12 protein-coding genes are annotated in these 18,405 nt (G+C 69.3%); 8 read left to right on the forward strand and 4 right to left on the reverse strand.

Annotation, left to right across the window (positions count from 1 at the left end; all coding sequences use genetic code 11):
• Together L978_RS10180 and L978_RS10185 are read left to right on the forward strand one after the other, a co-directional pair.
• The coding region (locus L978_RS10180; RefSeq protein WP_197055645.1) for an HtaA domain-containing protein at positions 1 to 2,356 on the forward strand (2,356 nt) is incomplete at its 5' end.
• 217 nt (positions 2,357 to 2,573) lie between these two features.
• Positions 2,574 to 2,885 (forward strand): hypothetical protein, encoded by a 312-nt coding sequence (locus tag L978_RS10185; protein WP_047522953.1) that lies wholly within the window; start codon positions 2,574 to 2,576, stop codon positions 2,883 to 2,885.
• A gap of 2 nt (positions 2,886 to 2,887) precedes the next feature.
• Here the strand turns inward: L978_RS10185 and L978_RS10190 are convergent, their stop codons facing one another.
• Positions 2,888 to 3,493 carry a hypothetical protein gene (locus L978_RS10190; RefSeq protein ID WP_047522954.1) on the reverse strand — a complete coding sequence of 202 codons (606 nt, stop codon included), beginning with the start codon at positions 3,491 to 3,493 and terminating at the stop codon, positions 2,888 to 2,890.
• Between the two features lie 86 nt (positions 3,494 to 3,579).
• Here L978_RS10190 and purM point away from each other — a divergent pair, with 86 nt between their 5' ends.
• Genes purM through L978_RS10205 form a run of 3 tightly spaced genes read left to right on the forward strand, consistent with a single transcriptional unit; the run spans position 3,580 to position 7,484 of the window.
• Positions 3,580 to 4,695 carry a phosphoribosylformylglycinamidine cyclo-ligase gene (gene purM / locus L978_RS10195; RefSeq protein WP_047522955.1) on the forward strand — a complete coding sequence of 372 codons (1,116 nt, stop codon included), beginning with the start codon at positions 3,580 to 3,582 and terminating at the stop codon, positions 4,693 to 4,695.
• Between the two features lie 6 nt (positions 4,696 to 4,701).
• Positions 4,702 to 6,174 carry an amidophosphoribosyltransferase gene (purF, locus tag L978_RS10200; RefSeq protein WP_047522956.1) on the forward strand — a complete coding sequence of 491 codons (1,473 nt, stop codon included), beginning with the start codon at positions 4,702 to 4,704 and terminating at the stop codon, positions 6,172 to 6,174.
• On the forward strand, positions 6,171 to 7,484 hold the full coding sequence (locus L978_RS10205; protein WP_047522957.1) for an MFS transporter: 1,314 nt from the start codon (positions 6,171 to 6,173) through the stop codon (positions 7,482 to 7,484). Before purF ends, L978_RS10205 begins: the two co-directional genes overlap by 4 nt.
• A gap of 187 nt (positions 7,485 to 7,671) precedes the next feature.
• On the opposite strand, the gene L978_RS10210 is transcribed toward L978_RS10205, so the two are convergent.
• Entirely contained in the window at positions 7,672 to 8,706 is a 1,035-nt protein-coding gene (locus L978_RS10210; protein WP_047522958.1) for a LacI family DNA-binding transcriptional regulator, read from the reverse strand.
• A gap of 94 nt (positions 8,707 to 8,800) precedes the next feature.
• Between L978_RS10210 and L978_RS10215 the strand changes: the two genes are divergently transcribed.
• The 3 genes from L978_RS10215 (at position 8,801) to L978_RS10225 (ending at position 16,490) form a co-directional block, all read left to right on the forward strand.
• Positions 8,801 to 10,627, forward strand: coding sequence for a glycoside hydrolase family 35 protein (locus L978_RS10215; RefSeq protein ID WP_081997006.1), 1,827 nt, complete (start codon positions 8,801 to 8,803; stop codon positions 10,625 to 10,627).
• A gap of 239 nt (positions 10,628 to 10,866) precedes the next feature.
• Positions 10,867 to 16,047 carry an endo-alpha-N-acetylgalactosaminidase family protein gene (locus tag L978_RS10220; RefSeq protein WP_052193552.1) on the forward strand — a complete coding sequence of 1,727 codons (5,181 nt, stop codon included), beginning with the start codon at positions 10,867 to 10,869 and terminating at the stop codon, positions 16,045 to 16,047.
• Between the two features lie 170 nt (positions 16,048 to 16,217).
• Positions 16,218 to 16,490, forward strand: coding sequence for a hypothetical protein (locus tag L978_RS10225; RefSeq protein ID WP_331437069.1), 273 nt, complete (start codon positions 16,218 to 16,220; stop codon positions 16,488 to 16,490).
• A gap of 5 nt (positions 16,491 to 16,495) precedes the next feature.
• Here the strand turns inward: L978_RS10225 and L978_RS10230 are convergent, their stop codons facing one another.
• Together L978_RS10230 and L978_RS10235 are read right to left on the reverse strand one after the other, a co-directional pair.
• Positions 16,496 to 17,416 (reverse strand): carbohydrate ABC transporter permease, encoded by a 921-nt coding sequence (locus L978_RS10230; protein ID WP_047522959.1) that lies wholly within the window; start codon positions 17,414 to 17,416, stop codon positions 16,496 to 16,498.
• Positions 17,413 to 18,390, reverse strand: a complete 978-nt coding sequence (locus L978_RS10235) for a carbohydrate ABC transporter permease (RefSeq protein ID WP_156118278.1) — start codon at positions 18,388 to 18,390, stop codon at positions 17,413 to 17,415. The genes L978_RS10230 and L978_RS10235 overlap by 4 nt, the downstream gene beginning before the upstream one ends.
• Positions 18,391 to 18,405 lie beyond the last annotated feature (15 nt).

An 18,405-nucleotide genomic window follows, 5' to 3' on the forward strand; every position in this document is an offset into this window, starting at 1 on the left:
CCTCGCGGCCGGCGACAAGATCGTCGTGAAGGGCTCGGGCTACGACCCGGCGGCCAACGTCGGCGGCCGTGGGGTGCCGATCCCGAAGGATCTTCCGCAGGGCACCTACGTGGTCTTCGGCAACTTCGCCGTGGACTGGAAGCCGTCGGAGGGCGCTTCCTCCGCGAACCGCGCGGTCGCGGCGCAGGTGTGGGCGCTCGCCGAGGGCGTACTGAACCAGGTCCCGTCGCAGTACCAGGGTGCGATCCGTGCGCAGTGGGTCGACATCGCCGACGACGGCACTTTCGAGGCGACGCTGACGCTGAAGGATGCCGCCGCCACCCCCGGCTCCTACGGCGTCTTCACCTACGGCGCGGGTGGGGTCGCCAATGCCGCGCAGGAACGCAGCGTGGCAGTGAACTACGGCGACGCGGCGACTCTCGAGACCTCGGTCACCTCGGCGACCGCGAAGGACGGGCTGACCGTCAGGGCCGCGGCCACGAACCTCGGCGACATCCCCGGCGCATACGCCGCTCTGATCGAGACCGGCACGGAGGCGGATGTCACTGCCTCCGGAGGATTCCTCGCGATGACGTACGTGAGGGAGATCACGTACGGGGCGTTCGCGGTCGACCTCACGACGGCAGCGAAGAACCTCGATCGCACGAAGTCGTACGAGGTGATCGTGTGGAAGCAGCACTCCATGCCCACGGCCGACACGATCTACGCGCGTTCGACGGTGGAGATCACCCCCGCGCAGTGGGATGCCCTGTTCGCGACGGTCGTCCCCCCGAAGCCCACGAAGCCCACGAAGCCGACGAGCCCGCCGGCGAGCGTCCCCGGTGGGTCGCTCCGCTGGGCCATCTCGTCGTCGTTCGTGAACTACGTCACGGGTGACATCGCGCAGGGATCGATCACGGTCTCCGACGGGGCGACCCGATCGGGTGGTCAGTTCCAGTTCGGACAGTCGGTCGGCGGCGACTACGACCGTGCGACCGGTCTGGGGGGCGTCGTCTATCGCGGATCGGTGCGGTTCACCGGTCACCACGGTGTGCTCGACGTCACGGTCTCGAACCCGCAGATCCGCATCACTTCGGCGGGGGCGGCGACTCTCTCCGTGACGAGCGGCGGTGCGCAGGTGCCGTTCGCGACCCTCGACCTCTCCCGTGCCGCACGCACCACGGTCGATGGCGCCGTGACGTACACCGCGGCCCCCGCCGCACTGACGGCCGCCGGACGGGACAGGGTCCTGGCGGGGTACTCGACCACGCTCAACCCGGTCACGTTCACGATCGGCTCGGTGGCCGCTGCTCCGTCCGGGACGACGGGCACCGTGGCTGCGGCTGCTGTGAAGGCCAAGACGACCCTGCCCGCTGCCCCACCGGCATCGGACGGCATCGACGTCGACGCGGAGAACCTCGCTGCCCTCGAATCCGGGCAGCCGGCGACCATCTCGGCCTCCGGCTTCCAGCCGAACGAAGAGGGCATCAAGGTCGTCGTCTACTCGAGCCCCGTGCTGCTCGACACCGTGACCGCCGACTCCGCGGGTGTCGCGACCTGGTCGGGGTCGGTGCCCGCGGGCCTGGAGGACGGTGCGCACACCCTGACCCTCCAGGGATCGGTCGACCGCGGTCTGACGTTCACGCTGACCCGCGCCACGACCGTGCTCGGATCCTGCACGGTGGAGGGCGCCACGCTCAAGTGGGGCTACAAGGAATCGTTCCGCACGTACATCGAGGGCATCGCGAAGGGTGGCTGGACGCTGACCGACGTGGCGTACCAGTACCCGGACTTCGTGTGGCAGAACGGCACCGGATCGTTCGACGACGAGGCCCTGACCGGTCTCATCTCCTTCGGGGGGAGCATCACGTTCACGGGACACGACGGCGCACTGAACACGACCCTCGCGAATGCCGGCATCGAGCTCGCCGGGGACAAGGGTTACCTCGTCTTCGACGTGACCGGCACCACGCAGGGCGGCCAGAGCATCGACCAGCAGGGCGTCCGCCTCGCGGAGTTCGCCCGCGGTGACGCGACGATCGTCGACGGTGTGCTGACCCTCGATGCGATCCCGACGACGCTCACCGAGGCGGGGGCTGCCGCGTTCGGCACCTACGCCGCGGGCGAGGCGCTGGATCCGGTGACCGCGGTCATCCCGGTGAACGCCGACTGCGGTGTCACGCCGGAGGAGGAAGTCGACTCCGAGGCCGCGGCGTCCGTCACGACGGTGACCGAGCCCGCGACCTCCGAAGGCGCACCCGTGTGGCCGTGGATCGTCGGCGGCTTGGTGGTCGTGGCGCTCGCCGCAGGAGGTGGCGTGCTGATCGCCCGCCGCAACCGTAAGGGTGAGACCTCCGAGACGACGACCGAGGTCTGATCCCCTCCCGAGGACAGCACGGCCCTCCCCGCGGCGCACGCGGGGAGGGCCGCCCTCCGTTTCGTGTCGCCTACGGATGTCGGAGGATCGCACGGATGCAGGAGGAAATCGGTGGGCCGGCTCCTGCATCCGTGCAATCGTCCGACCGATGCGCACCCGAGACCGATGGCCGGAAACCCCGGTTCCCGGCATCCGTAGACGGTGGGACAATGGAGTCATGGCCCCCACCGATTCCCACCAGACCGTCGAAGCGACCGTGCGCCGCGTGCCGCGGTACGGCGTGTTCATGGGCATCGGCGTCGTGGTCGGCATCATCGCCGCCGGCATCCTCACCTGGGCGGGCAGCTTCGAGCCTTCGCAGGCACTCGACGTCGTCTATCCCCCCGGACAGGTCTTCGGCTTCCTCCTGCTGTGGACGGTGCCGATCGGCATCGCGCTGGGCGGAGTCGTCGCCCTCATCCTGGAGCGGGTGGCCCGCCGACACGACCGCGTCGTGCGGGTCGACCACGAGACCGTCGTCGACGACTGAGGCTACGCCAGCTCGGCGATCACCGGACGGATGGCGGCGTCGAACGCCACGACGTCGCGCCGCAGGCCGTCGGTCACCGCGACGGTGAGCGCTCCGATCCACCAGATGCCGCGCTGCGAGAACGGCAGCACCTGCACATTGAGCTCGAACGAGTGCGCCCGACGCCCGACCTCCCGCTCGAACTCCGCGATCGCGCTCGCATAGGCGCGGTAGGCATCGCCGCCGGTGTGGCTCTTCATCGAGCTCACATATCGGTCGTGCGCGGCGCGCGCGTAGCGGAGTGCGGACTCCGCCCGCGGAGCGATCGCGGCGGTCAGCTCTTCGGCGCCCGAGGCCGGCAGCGCGACCAGGGTGTCGAACCCGTCGATGAGCTCGAGCGGCACCTCGGAGGGGTGCGCGCGCGGCTCGACCGTCATGTCCCAGTACTCGCGCCATTGCGCCTCGACCGCGGGGGAGGCGTCGACCGCATCCGGCGCGCGGACGGCGAGCTCGCGGAGCGTCGGGAGGCCCTCCGGCTCGCGGATCCCGAGGCTCTGCCGCAGTGCGAGCGCGACGAGCACCGGAACGCTCGCGTCTTCGCGGATGAGCCACTGCGGCTTGTCGGCCATGGCCCCATCGTAGGCGGGTCGAGGGCCCGGATCCGAGAGTGATCCTGGCGGAGAGTCGAACCCCTCACGGGCGGTAGGCTGGAACCGTGGCTGCCTCCCCCACCAATCCCTATTCCGAAGCCGGCGTCGACACCGCTGCAGGTGATCTCGCCGTCGAGCTGATGAAGTCGTCCGTGCGCGCGACGCACGGCCCCGAAGTTCTCGGCGGTGTCGGCGGATTCGCCGGACTGTTCGATGCCAGCGCGCTGCGCGATTTCCGTCGCCCCCTGCTCGCGACCAGTACCGACGGCGTCGGCACGAAGGTCGCGATCGCGCAGGCGATCGACAAGCACGACACGATCGGCCAGGACCTGGTCGGGATGGTCGTCGATGACATCGTCGTGGTGGGCGCGAAGCCGCTCTTCATGACCGACTACATCGCGTGCGGCAAGGTCGTCCCGGAGCGCATCGCCGACATCGTCCGGGGCATCGCCGAGGCGTGCTCGGCCACCGGCACGGCACTCGTCGGCGGCGAGACCGCGGAGCACCCCGGGCTTCTCGGGCCCCGGGACTACGACGTGGCGGGTGCGGCGACCGGTGTGGTCGAGGCCGATGCGATCCTCGGGGCCGAGCTCGTGCAGGACGGCGATGCGGTGATCGCGGTCGCCTCCAGCGGACTGCACTCCAACGGCTACTCCCTCGTGCGCCACATCGTGACCCGCGCGGGGATCGGGTACGGGGACAACGCCGCCGACTTCGGCACCACTTGGGGCGAGGCGCTCCTCGAGCCGACCCGCCTCTACACGCTTCCCCTTCTGCGTCTGATCGAGCAGCTGGGCGGCGGAGTCCACTCTCTCAGCCACGTCACGGGCGGCGGCATCGCGGCGAACCTCGCCCGTGTGCTCCCGCAGGGCAGCTGGGTGGAGGTCGACCGCAGCAGCTGGTCGCCGAGCCCCGTCTTCCGCGTGCTCAGTGACATCGCCGGCTCCACGCTGGAGTCGGCAGAGGGAACCTGGAACCTCGGCATCGGCTTCCTCGCCGTGGTCGCCGCGGAGAAGAAGGATGCCGCGATCGCGGCGCTGAACGCCGAGGGCATGCCCTCCTGGCAGGTCGGGGCCGTGGGCTTCGGGCCGCGTCCGGCCGGCGAATTCGAACAGGGCGCCAAGGGCGTCGACGGTGGAGCGGTGCGCCTGGTCGGCGCCTACGCGGACGGAGCGAAGTAAGAGCCCATGTGCGGCATCGTCGGAATGGTGGGCTCTGCCCCGGTCAATCAGGACATCTACGACGCACTCCTGCTGCTGCAGCACCGCGGCCAGGATGCGACGGGCATCGCCACCGCCGAGGCGAACGGCGTGATGCACAACGCCAAGGCGCAGGGCATGGTCCGTGAGGCGTTCCGCACCCGCGACATGCGCGCGCTGCTCGGCAACGTGGGCCTCGGCCACGTGCGCTACGCGACCAAGGGCACGGCTTCGAACGAAGAGGAGATGCAGCCGTTCTACGTGAACGCGCCGTACGGCATCATCCTCATCCACAACGGCAATCTCACCAACACCCGCGAGCTCACGGCCGACATGGCCAAGCGCGACCGCCGTCACCTGAACTCGTCCAGCGACACCGAGCTGCTGCTCAACGTGCTCGCCGGCGAACTGCAGAACACGACCTCGGCCGTCGACCTCGACCCCGAGCGCGTCTTCGAGGCCGTCGCCCGCACGCACGAGCGGATCGAGGGCGCGTACGCCGTGATCGCCGTGATCGCCGGCTACGGTCTGCTCGCCTTCCGCGACCCGTTCGGCATCCGTCCGCTGATCCTCGGTCGTCGCCCCTCGACGGTCCCCGGCGCCGAGGGCAAGGATGAGTGGGTCGTCGCGAGCGAGTCGCTCGTGCTCGAGAACGGCGACTACGACGTCGTCCGTGAGGTCGAGCCCGGTGAGGCGGTCTTCATCACCAATGACGGGGAGCTGTTCTCGAAGCAGTGCGCCCCGGCCGCGACGCTCGCGCCGTGCGCCTTCGAGTACGTCTACCTCGCGCGCCCCGACTCGGTCATGAACGGCATCTCGGTGTACGAGTCGCGTCTGCGCATGGGCGACCGTCTGGCCGACACCATCGCCAAGCATGTGCCGATGGACAAGATCGACGTCGTCATGCCGATCCCCGACTCCTCTCGTCCCGCCGCCATGGAGGTCGCCCGCAAGCTCGGCATCGAGTACCGCGAGGGCTTCTACAAGAACCGCTACGTCGGCCGGACCTTCATCATGCCCGGGCAGGCGGTGCGCAAGAAGAGCGTGCGTCAGAAGCTCAACGCCATGTCCACCGAGTTCCAGGGCAAGAACGTGCTGCTGATCGACGACTCGATCGTGCGCGGGACCACGTCCAAGGAGATCATCCAGATGGCGCGGGATGCCGGTGCCGCTTCGGTCACCTTCGCCTCCGCGGCGCCTCCCGTGCGGCACCCGCACGTGTACGGCATCAACATGCCCTCACGCCACGAGCTCATCGCCCACGGGCGGACGATCCCCGAGATCGCCGAGGAACTCGGTTGCGATCACCTCGTGTACCAGGAGGTCGACGACCTCAAGGCGGCGATCATCGAAGGGTCGGCCCTCACGGATCTCGACCTGAGCTGCTTCGACGGCCGGTACGTGACCGGCACGGTCTCCGACGAATACCTGGCCTGGGTGGAGGGGTCGCAGACCTCATGACGATGCCGGGCGCTCGACCGCTGTGGCAGGGTCGGGCTCTCGCACTCGTGGGGATCGTCCTGGTGGCGTTCTCGCTGCGCTCGGCGGTCGCCTCCCTGTCTCCGGTGATCGACCATGTCGCCGAGGACTTTCCCGTCTCGCCGGTGATCATCGGGCTGATCGGTGCCGCCCCTCCGGTCTGCTTCGCCATCTTCGGGCTGCTCACGCCTTTGTTCGAGCGGCGCTTCGGCCTGGAGCGGATGGCGGTCGCCGCGATCACTCTGATGGCTCTGGGGCTGCTGCTGCGCGGTCTCGCCATCGACTCCACCACCTTGCTCGCGGCGACCGCGGTCGTGTTCGCGGGGGTCGGTTCGGGCAACGTGCTGCTTCCCCCGCTGGTGAAGAAGTACTTCCCCGACCGCCTCGGGATCATGATGACGATCTACTCGACCACGATGGCGGTGTCGACCTTCCTGCCGCCGCTCGTCGCGGTTCCGGTCGCCGATTCGCTCGGGTGGCGGGTGTCGCTCGGCATGTGGGGCATCGTCGCCGGAATCGCGCTGGTGCCCTGGGTCGCGCTGCTGCTGGGGAATCGGGCTCGCGCGGACGAGCCGATGAAGACGGAGCTCCTCGTCCCCGATCCCACCGACGGCGTCAACGACGTGCAGGATGCGGTGGCCGTCGCGACCGGTCCGATCTCGACCACTCCGGCGAACCGTAGGCACTTCGCCCGCCTGTGGCGACTGCCGCTCGCCTGGGCACTCGCGCTCGTGTTCGGGGCGTCCTCCACCATGGCGTACGTCTCGTTCGCGTGGATGCCGACCATGCTCGTCGACATCGGCGGGGTCAGCCCGGCGACGGCGGGCTTCCTGTTGTCGCTGTTCGCGCTGATCGGTCTGCCCTGTTCACTGCTGGTGCCGATCCTGGTCGTCCGGTTCCAGGCGACACGTCCCCTCTTCTTCGTGGCCGTCGCCGGAGGCCTGGTCGGGCTCGCCGGCCTCCTGCTCGTCCCGACCGTGGCCCTGCCGCTGTGGGTGAGCATCTTCGGTCTCACGGCCATCATGTTCCCGCTGAGCCTGGTCCTGCTCAGCATCCGTGCCCGTACGCCGGAGAGCGCCGTCGCGTTGAGCGGGTTCGTGCAGAGCATCGGCTACGCGATCGCCGCGGTGTTCCCGCTGCTGATCGGGTTGCTCCACGAGACGACCGAGGGCTGGCAGATCCCGCTCCTCGTCATCGCGGGTGTGCTCGTCGTCGTGATCCCCGCGGGCGTCGTCGCAGGGCGTCGCCGCACTGTCGAGGACGAGTGGGAGCGCCGGCACGGTCGCTGGTGAGCGTGCGGAGCCGGCTGCGGCGCGGAGGTGCGGTGGCTGCGGTGGTGGCTGGCACACGTTTCGAAGGAGATCTCACGAAACGAAGGAGGCTTTACTCAGTGCGCTCCTTCTTTCCGTGAGATCTCCTTCAGGTTGTGCGGCCCTGGAACGCGCGCCTAGCTCGCCTAGCGCCTAGCGCCTAGTGCGCCTAGCGCGCCGAGCGGGGCGGGGCCGTCGACGAGCGCACGATGAGCTGCGGCTCGGTGGAGGGCATCTCGCCGACCGCCTCATGTCCCTCGATCTGTGCGATGACCCGGAGAGCGGCCGCACGGCCCATCGCCTCGAAGGGCTGGCGGACGGTCGTGAGCGCGGGGGAGGCGTACGCGGCGAGAGCGATGTCGTCCACGCTGACCACCGAGACGTCCTCCGGCACACTGCGACCGGCCTCGTGCAGGGCACGGATCAGACCGAACGCCATCTCGTCACTGCTGACGAAGACGGCGGTCGCCTCCGGGATGGCCGCGATCGTGCGCCCGGCGCGGTAGCCGGATTCGGGTGTCCAGTCGGCGGGGATCAACGGCGGCGGCACGATGCCCCGATCGCGGAGCGTCTGCTCCCAGGCCTCGCTGCGCTGCTGGGTCTCGGTCCAGTAGTCGTCGCCCGAGACGTGCCACACGGTCTCGTGCCCGAGGTCGAGGAGGTGCTCGACGGCGAGGCGGGCGATGGCGCGCTGGTCTACCGCGAGGGGGGCGTCTTCGTCCAGGGAGGTGCGTTCGCTGCGGGTCGCGGGCGTGCGCTCGGTGCGCGTCCGCATCGCCGGGCTCTCGAGTTCGACCGGGACACCGAGGATGATGCCTTCTGCGCCCTGACGCTCCAGTCGGTCGAAGGCCTCCAGGAACGCTTCGGCCGAGGCATGGTCCGCGACGGCCGCCGTCGACACGGTGTATCCGTTGGCCGCGGCCGCCTGCTGGATGCCGACGCCGAGCGCTGCCGACGAGTACCGGTCCGTCGAGACCACGATCACGCCCAGTACGCGAGTGCGACCGGAGGCGAGCGAGGCGGCGGCGGCGTGCACGCGGTAGCCGAGCTCCTCGACTGCCGCCAGGACACGGCGGGCGGTGTCGGGGCGCACGTTGTCCTGCCCGGACATGACGCGGGAGACGGTCTGCGTGGAGACTCCGGCGAGCTGGGCGACATCGACCTGGCTCGGGGCGCGGTCGTCTCTCGGGCGGCGAGGGGACATGTGCTCAATGGTAGCGATCAATCGGCGTAAATCCAGGAGGCGGCGAGTCGGGCGATGCGATAATGTGAACGCAAACACTCGTGCTTGGAGCGCTATGCCTGACCTTCTCGCCTCGGCTCTCGACGGCTCTTCCGTTGCCGTCGACGCCTCGGCCACCGCGACGCCGATCGGCGCGCCCACCCTGTCCTGGCGCGACGGGGAGATCCTCCGCGACGGTGTCGCGCACCGCATCCTCGCGGGCTCGATCCACTACTTCCGGGTGCATCCCGACCTGTGGGAGGACCGTCTCCGCCGACTCGCCGCGATGGGCGCGAACACGGTCGACACCTATGTCGCGTGGAACTTCCATGAGCGCGTCGAGGGCGACGTCCGCTTCGACGGATGGCGTGACATCGAGCGCTTCATCCGCCTGGCCGGAGAAGTGGGTCTGGATGTCTTCCTCCGCCCCAGCCCTTACATCTGCGCCGAGTGGTCCAACGGCGGCATCCCGTCCTGGTTGTCCGGGCGCGTCGCGGCGCTGCGCACCAGCGATGTCGGCTTCCTCGCCGCGGTGGACGCCTGGTACGACCGGTTGATCCCCCGGCTCGTTCCGCTCCAGGCCTCGCACGGCGGGCCGATCGTCGCGATCCAGATCGAGAACGAGTACGGGTCGTTCGGCAGTGACGCCGACTACCTCGCACACCTGCGGGACGGGCTCCGCCGCCGCGGGATGGTCGAGATGCTCACCACCGCCGACGGCATCACGGGCGACATGATCGAGCACGGCAGTGTCGCCGGGGCCCTGGCGACCTTCACGTTCGGCACCGGGGTGGCCAGGGCTGTGGAGCTGCGCCGCGAGGGTGATGCGCTCATGTGCAGCGAGCTGTGGGGCGGCTGGTTCGACCACTGGGGGGAGCGGCACCACGTGCGGTCCGCCGCGAGCGCCGGGGGCACGATCGAGGAGCTGCTGACCGCCGGCGGATCGGTGAGCCTGTACATGGCGCACGGTGGCACCAACTTCGGCCTCTGGAACGGGGCCAACCACGACCAGGTCCTGCAGCCGACCATCACCAGCTACGACTCGGACGCACCGATCGGCGAAGACGGAACGCTCACCGAGAAGTTCCACGCGCTCCGTGCGCTGTTCGCGCCGTTCCATGCGGGTGAGCTCCCCCCGGTTCCCGGTGCGCCGCGGCGGCAGGGCGCGGCGACCACGCCGCTCGCGCCGCGCGCATCCCTGCTCGGGCTGATCGCTTCGCTCCCCGTGGCCGGTGACGTCTCGCCGCGACCGCGTACGTTCGAGGAGCTCGGTGCCGAAGACGGCCTCGTCGCGTATGAGGCGGACGTGTCCTTCCCCGCCGACGCGACGCTCACGGTCGACGGACTGCACGACCGTGCCGTGGTGTTCCTCGACGAGCGGCGTCTCGGCGTGCTGGAGCGCGACGGTGAGACCTCTCTCGCTCTGCCCGCCGACGGGGGGATGGGGCGACTCACGATCCTCGTCGAGAGCCTCGGACGGATCAACTACGGGCCGTACACGGGCGAGGGCAAGGGCATCATGCGCGGCGTGATGATCGGCCGTCGGCTCGTGAACGGCTGGACGCATCGCCTGGTTCCCCAGGAGGTACCGGCTCTCCCCACCGCCGCGACCGACGCGACCGCCGCGACCGATGGTGTCGCCGTCGCCTCCCTCGACGTCGCCGAGCCGCTCGATGCCTGGCTCGCCTTCCCCGGTGGTGCGAAGGGGATGGTCTGGCTGAACGGCTTCCTCCTCGGCAGGTACTGGAAGGTCGGTCCGCAGGAGACGCTCTACGCGCCGGCGCCGCTGTGGAAGGCCGGCCGCAACGAGATCGTCGTGCTCGACACCGATGTCCTCGGGGTGACCGTCGAGATCCGTGAAGAACCGTCGTTCGGGGAGACCGAGGAGTTCATCGGCTCCTGATCCGGACGCCACGAGAGCCGTCCTGCACCGAGGGTGTGGGGCGGCTCTTCTCGTCTGTTCTTCTCATCTGTGCACGGCACTTCTCGCCAATGTTTGCGCTTCTGCTCGCTTGATGCTTGATATTAAGGCATCCACGCGTCTAGTGTGATAGCGCAAACATCGATGAGGGTCGTCGATGATCATCTGCGGCGCACCGGGGCGTCTGTGCTCCCGGCCGCCGCTCGACCGAGAGGCAAGACGTGTCGAAACCTTCCCGACCGCCCCGCGCTACCGTCGCCCTCAGCTCGCTGCTGGCGACGGCACTCGCCTTCGGCGGTGTGCTCACCCAGGCGCCGGCCGCGCAGGCCGCCGAGCTGATCCCGGTCCCGAAAGCCGACTACCGACTGCACGCGGTGTCGAGTGAATCGGACCCGTACCCGGCGCCGCCCTCGCTCGACGGCACCGCTCTCGGCGCCTTCGACGGAGATTTCGCGACGCAGTGGACCTCGCGCTACACCGCGAACGCGCCGTTCCCGCACTGGATCGTCGTCGACCTGCAGCGCTCCCTCTCGGTGAAGGCCCTCGACTACTCGGTCAAGCGGGGCCAGGCCGTGGCTGCGAAGACGGTCGAGGTCTACGTGACGGACGATCCCGATGTCGCCCGCAACTCGCCGGCCGACGGCGGATGGGGTGCGGCCTCGGGCACGGCGGTGCTGCACGCTCCGGCCGCGGACGACGAGAAGCAGCGCATCACGCTGGACGCCGCCAAGGACGGCCGCTACGTGGCCCTGCTCGTGATCGACGCGCAGGGAACCACCGGCGGTGGGGCCGGCGAGATCGAGGTGCTCTCCGACGAGGAGCTGCCCCCGATCGTCACCGAGCCGGAGGAGCCGGACACGGATGAGACCGTCGAGATCGCCGCCGGCGGCACCACGGCGGTCGTCTCGACCGAGTTCCCCCGCATCACGCAGTATCGCGTGGGGAGTGAGAGCATCGCCGGCCAGCGCACCTCGGCCAAGACCTGGTCGGTGAACGGCACGAGCTACGCGTCGGAGACCACGTCGACTCCGTCCGCCACCGGGGTCGACTACGTGTCGACGCTGACGGGCATCGACGTCACTGTGCGCAGCAGCATCCGCGTCGCGGAGGACGGAACCGTCGGGTTCGAGGTCACCGCGGTCGAGGGGACGGCAGCCGTGACCACTCTGGGGCTTCCGGACAACGCCTTCCTCTCGGCGACCGCCGCGGATGCCGGGTCGGTGCTCGATCGCACGGTGATCAGCCCGGACAGCACCAAGAACGCCGACGAGCACATCGCGGTGAGCGCTTCGACGGCGACCGGCCAGAAGGGGGCGGCCTTCGCCTTCCTCGGCAACGGCGCGCTCATCGGCAGCGTGATCACCAACGCGACGACCCAGGCCTCCGGCGGCACGGCGTCGTGGAACACGCGCCTGACCACACGCATCACCGAGGCGGCGGGACGCACGGCCGAGATCGGTTCCAGCGCCTGGCTGATCCACCCGACCACGGCGGTGGACAGCCGGGTGACCACCTACGCCCTTCCGAAGGTCACGGTCCTCCTCGCGGCGGACCGCAACGGCGACGCGAAGGTCGACTGGCAGGACGGCGCGATCCGCTACCGCGAGGTCGACACCCCTCGTCTCGGCGCCGATCGGGTCGCCGAGCGCGTGGTCAGTCGCATCCCCTTCAACTTCGCCTCCAGTGCGACGAACTACTTCGACCTGGTCCTCGACAACACCAAGCGCATCGCGAACCAGACCGACGGTCTCGGCCAGTGGGTGCTCAACAAGGGCTACGGCAGTGAAGGCCACGACTCGGCGAACACCGACTACGGCGGAAACTACAACGAGCGGGCGGGCGGCCTCTCCGACCTGAACACCCTCGTCGACGAGGGCGCGAAGCTCAACGCCGACATGAGCGTGCACGTCAACGCCACCGAGATCTATCCGCAGGCGAACGCCTTCGACTCCGCGATCCTCGACGGCGCCGCCCCGTACAAGCCGGGCTGGAACTGGCTCGACCAGTCCTACTACATCAACCAGCAGACCGACCTCGGTACCGGACGGGTGCTCGACCGCTTCCAGCAGCTGCGGGACGAGGTCCCCGGTCTCAGCGGCGTCTACATCGACGTGTACTACTCGAACGGGTGGGTCGCCGAAGAGCTCGCAGACGAGCTCAACAGCATGGATCTCGAGGTCGCCACCGAGTGGGGGGACAAGTTCGTCGACAGCACGGTCTGGTCGCACTGGCCGAACGACCTCAGCTACGGCGGGGTGACCAACAAGGGCATCAACTCCACGATGGTGCGCTTCATCCAGAACGGCCAGGCGGACGTCTGGAACGACGATGCGCTCCTCGGACAGCAGCGCCTCGTCGACGCCGAGGGCTGGGTCGGAAACCGCAACTGGGACGGCTTCGTCGACAACATCTGGACTCAGAGCCTGCCGACCAAGTTCCTCCAGCACTTCGACCTGCTCACGTATGAGGCGGGTGCCGAGGCGACGCTGACCGACGACGTCGCCGTCCGCATCGACGGCAGTACCCGGGTCATCACGATGGACGGCGCCACGGTGCTGCGCGGTGACTCCTACCTGCTTCCCTGGCAGTCGCTGTCCTCCAACGAGGAGGCCGGTTCCCCGGTCGACGCCGACAAGATGTACTTCTATTCGGCGTCGGGAGGCGAGGAGACGTTCGGGCTCACCGAGGCGTTCCGCGGCAACACCGCCTTCGACGTGTTCGAGCTGGGAGACCAGGGGCGCGTCAAGGTCGGCACCGTGAACGCGGCAGGCGGCGAGCTCACGCTCAGCGGAGACGAGGGCACGGCCTACGTCGTGGTGCCGCAGGGTGGTGCCCAGCGCGCGGCGGTCGAGTACCACGACGCCGGTCTCGACGACCCGGGGTTCAACTCCGGTTCGCTCGACGTCTGGAATCCCCAGGGCGATGTGTCGATCGAGCGCACCGACCTCGGCAGCGCGAAGAACGAGTCCCGGGGTGACAACGTCGCCGTGCTCGGTGCGGCCGCCTCGTCGATCTCGCAGACCGTGACCGGGCTCACCCCCGGGCAGCGGTACGCGTTCTCGGCGCAGGTGCAGATCGATCCGACCGCGACCCGCGACGTGAGCGTCTCGGTCGACACCGGTTCCGGTGCCGTGACCCGCACCTGGAACCTCTCTCCGACGTACAACTACATGCGCGCCGACTCCAAGGCGGGTCAGTACTACCAGCGTGGGTCGACGTCGTTCCTGGCCCCGGCGTCCGGTGAGGTCACCGTGTCCGTCGGTGCCGTCGCGGGTGACGCGAAGGTCCGGGTCGACAACGCCCGGGTCTCGCGCGACACGACCGCACCGTTCGCGGCCGGCACGGTGTACTCGAACGACTTCGAGGGCAACGAGGCCGGGTGGGGCCCGTTCGTGAAGGGGAACGCCAACGGCATCGACGATCCGCGCACGAGCATCTCGCGCCGACACGATCCGTACACGAGCAGCGAGTGGCGCAACACCGCCAAGCCGTTCGACGCGGGCGTGCTCGCGGGGCTCGCGGTGGATACGACGCTGACCGGCGACCACTCGCTCATGTCGCACTCCGAGAACAGCGGGGTCGTCTATCGCACCGATCCGACACTCGTTCCGCTGCAGGCGGGGCACTCGTACCGGATCGGATTCGACTACCAGGTCGGCGCGAGCGGCGCATACCGCTGGCTCACCGGCACGGATGCGGTGGCGGGCGGCACGGTCACCTCGACCACGCTCAGCCGCACCGGGATCACGCAGGCGCTGGAGACGGCGGAGTTCTCGCAGGATGTGAGCGTCGGATGCGGCGACTACACCTGGGTCGGACTCGAACGCGTCGGGGGACCGGACGTGGACTTCGTGCTGGACGACTTCACGGTCACGGACCTCGGCCCGACGACCGGCGGCACCCCGTGTGCGACGGTGTCTGCGGAGGCGGGCGTCCTGAGCCCCGGCGCGCAGACCGCGTTCACGACCACCTTCACCAACAGCGAGTCCCTCGCCGTCGAGAACATCGGCGTGCAGCTCGAGGTGCCGGAGGGGTACGCGGTCGAGGTCGCCGACGACTCGTCGAACCTGTTCGAGAAGGTCGAGCCCGGGGACAGCGTGGACACCACGTGGCTGGTCACCGCGCCGGCGGAGGCCGCGGGCACGACGGTCGGCATCGGGATCGTGGCGACGTATCTCGCGGACTGCGATGTGCGCACGGTCGTGACGACGCAGGAGGTGTCGGTGTCCTCACGGGCTCGCATCCCCAACGCGCAGATCTCCGTGACGGCGAGCTCCGAGGAGACGTCCGGGGAGAACGGTGCGGCCGTGAACATGCTCGACGGGAACGCGGGCACGTTCTGGCACAGTCGCTGGAGTTCGGCGGCGACGTCGTACCCGCACGTGCTGACCTTCGACCTGGGCGCCGCCGAGCAGGTGGACGGCATCTCGTACCTGCGCCGCGGCGCCAACCAGAACGGTCCGATCAAGGGCTACGAGGTCGCGGTGTCGACCGACGGACAGACGTACACGCCCGTCGTCTCGGGCGAGTGGCAGAACGTCGCCGAGTGGCAGGACGTGGACTTCGCGGAGACCACGGCGCGCTACATCCGCGTGACCGCCACGTCGTCCATCTCGGGCACGCAGTTCGCGGCCGTCGCCGAGATGGCCGTGTACGGTTCGCCGACCCCGAAGAGCGGTCATGCTCCCGCGACGCGGCCGGACGACGATCTGAGCGGCTGCACCCCGGTGATCGACCCGAAGCTCGGTCTCGACGCCGACTCGGTGCGGGCGGGAGAGACGGTGGGCATCGCGCTCACGGGCTTCGCTCCGGAGTCCACCGTGTCGGTCTGGCTCGACGACGCCCGGCTGACCGGTGCCACGGTCGATGCGGAGGGCGCGCTGACGACGCGACTGCTGATCCCGACGAACGCCTCGGTGGGCACGCACCGGGTGATCGTGCAGGATGCGGCCGGCGTGGAGCTCGCCAGCGCTCCATTGAAGGTCAAGAAGGCGAAGCCGGGGAAGAAGGCGACCATCGCCGCAGCCATCGGATCGGTCGTCGCCGGCGCCAGCCTGACCGTGCAGTTGAGCGGATTCGATCCCGGCGCGCTGGTGCAGCTGTGGCTGCATTCCGAGCCGGTCCGCATCGGTGAGGTGACGATCTCGGCCGACGGTGATGCCGTCGCCACCGTCACGATCCCCGCGGCGACGCCGGCCGGCGCGCATGCGCTCGTCGCGACGGATGCGCAGGGCGTCGAGCTGGCGCGGGGTGACCTCGCGGTGACCGCGGCGGCCGGGAGCGGCGGTGACCTCGCCTCCACCGGTGCGGAGGGGGCGATCTGGGCGGGCGCGGCGTTCGCGGCCCTCGCGGCGATCGGCCTGGGTCTGGCCCTGTGGCTGCGGAGACGCCGCCACAGCTGACCGCCCGCGGACACACGACCGGCCCGGAGGATTCCTCTCCGGGCCGGTCGTCCGTGTGCACGAAGAAGCGTCCTGCACGCCGGCGGACGATATCGGGTTTTGCCGATTCCCCGGCCGCCGCCCTCTGGTGCCGCGCGGCGAGCGCACCCGGGGGATCAGGATGATCTGAGCTGGCGCTCATCGCGTCCCGCCCCACTGTGCCGGAACTCCTGGCCGCGCTCGAGGCTGCGGCCGCCGACCTCGCGCGGCTCCGCGTCGAGCTGCGCCCCACGCTGCCGCTCATCCCGCACGCGCTGGCGCTGCGCCGGAACGTGACGGCCGACGACGCGGCCTCTGTCGCGCTCGCGAGCGTGTTCGGGTGCACGCTGCTCACGCATGACCGGAGGCTGGCGCGCGCAGCCTCCGGTCACTGCACCGTCGAGGTGCCTGTCGCGTTTGACTGACCGGATCAGCCCTTCACGGCGCCGGCGGCGAGCCCGGAACGCCAGTACTTCTGCAGGGCGAAGAACAGCAGCACGAGCGGGATGACACCGAGCAGGGCGCCGAGCATGACGGCCCCCTTGTCGGGGGCGAAGTAGCTCACCATGCCGTACAGGCCGAGCGTCACGGGCTTCAGATCCTGGCTGGAGATCATCATCAGTGGCAGCAGGAAGTTGTTCCACGTGGCCACGAAGATGAACAGGAAGATCGTCACCATCGCGGGCCCCAGCAGGCGCATCACGATCGTGAAGAAGATGCGGGCCTCTCCGGCGCCGTCGATGCGGGCGGCCTCCAGCAGTTCGGTCGGCACCGACGACTGCGCGTAGACCATGCCGAGGAAGACACCGAACGGCGACACCGCCGAGGGGATGATGATCGCCCAGACGGTGTTGGTCAGTCCGAGGGCCTGGAACTCGATGTACAGCGGCACGGTCAGCAGCGCTACCGGCAGCAGGAGCCCGGCCATGATGACCCCGACGGCGAGGCGTTTGCCGGGGAACGCGAACTTCGCGATCGCGTATCCGGCCATCACGGCGAACAGTGTGCCGATGACGCCGGCGCTCACGGAGTACAGCATCGAGTTGCCGACCCAGCGCCAGAACAGGCCCTGAGTCCAGTCCATCAGGCTGCTGTAGTTGGCGGCGAGGTTGCCGTCGGCGAACCAGAAGCCGAAGGTCGAGGTGAGGTCGGTGTTGTTCTTCGTCGACGCGACGATGAGCCAATACACCGGGACGAGGAAGTACAGCGTCGCGACGACGAGGGCGGTGATGCCGAATGCGCGTGCGACGGGGGTGGGAGCGATCGACGGCGGTGGTGCATCCGCGTCGCGCGGCCGGCGGGGGCGTCGTCGTGATGACGTCGCGGTGGTGAGGAGGCGCGTGGTGGTCATGCGTCGCCCTTCCGGCGCTGGAGCAGCGCGTACACGATCGCGAGCACACCCGCGATCAGAGCCATGAGCAGGGAGTATGCGGAGGCCGGACCGCTGCCGGACGGCGAGATCTCGCCCATCATCGTGTTGTAGGTGAGCATCATCGGTGTGAAGTCCTTGCCCATCCACGAGTTCGCGGCCTGCAGCACGACCGGCTCGTTGAACAGCTGGATGGTGCCGATGATCGACAGCAGCACGGCGAGGAGGGCGGCCCCGCGCACGAGCGGCACCTTGATGCGCATCGAGATCTGGAAGCCGGAGGCCCCGTCGAGACGAGCCGCTTCGTAGAGGTCGCGCGGAACGGCCTGCAGCGCCGACAGGAAGATCAGCATGTTGTAGCCCGTGTAAGTCCAGGTCGTCATGTTCGCCATCGAGAACAGGATCGTGCCCGGTGCCATGAAGTCGGTGCCCTCCGGGAGGAAGGGCAGGAAGGGCGAGACCTCGGGTGTGTAGAGGTAGAGCCACATCATGGCGGCGATGATGCCGGGAACCGCGTAGGGGAGGAAGAACGAGAGCCGGAAGAGCGTGGGGCGGCGCACGATGAAGGAGTCCAGCAGCAGGGCGAGACCGAGTGCCAGCAGGATCATCACGGGGATCTGCAGGGCGGCGTAGAGGACCACACGCCCCATCCCCGTCCAGAAGGCGCCGTTGGTCGCCGCGGTGACGAAGTTCTCGAGGCCGACGAACGTGTCGACGAGTTCGCCGCCGCCGTAGAGGCCGCCTCCCGCCGGCACCTGCGCGAAGAACGACGACCGGATCGACACGATGATCGGCACCAGGAAGACCAGCACGAAGAGCGCGGCGAACGGCGTCATGAACAGCCATCCCGTGAGACCCTCGCGTCGGGTCCCGAACCGCCGTCGGCGGGTGGGGTCCGCGGGGATGCGCGGCGCCGGTGCCGAAGTCGCGCCTCGTGTTTCGGTCACTGTGACCATGGTGTCGCCTCTCGA

Origin of the sequence: Microbacterium sp. ZOR0019 (assembly GCF_000800925.1) — a bacterium.
Lineage (GTDB): Bacteria > Actinomycetota > Actinomycetes > Actinomycetales > Microbacteriaceae > Microbacterium > Microbacterium aurugineum.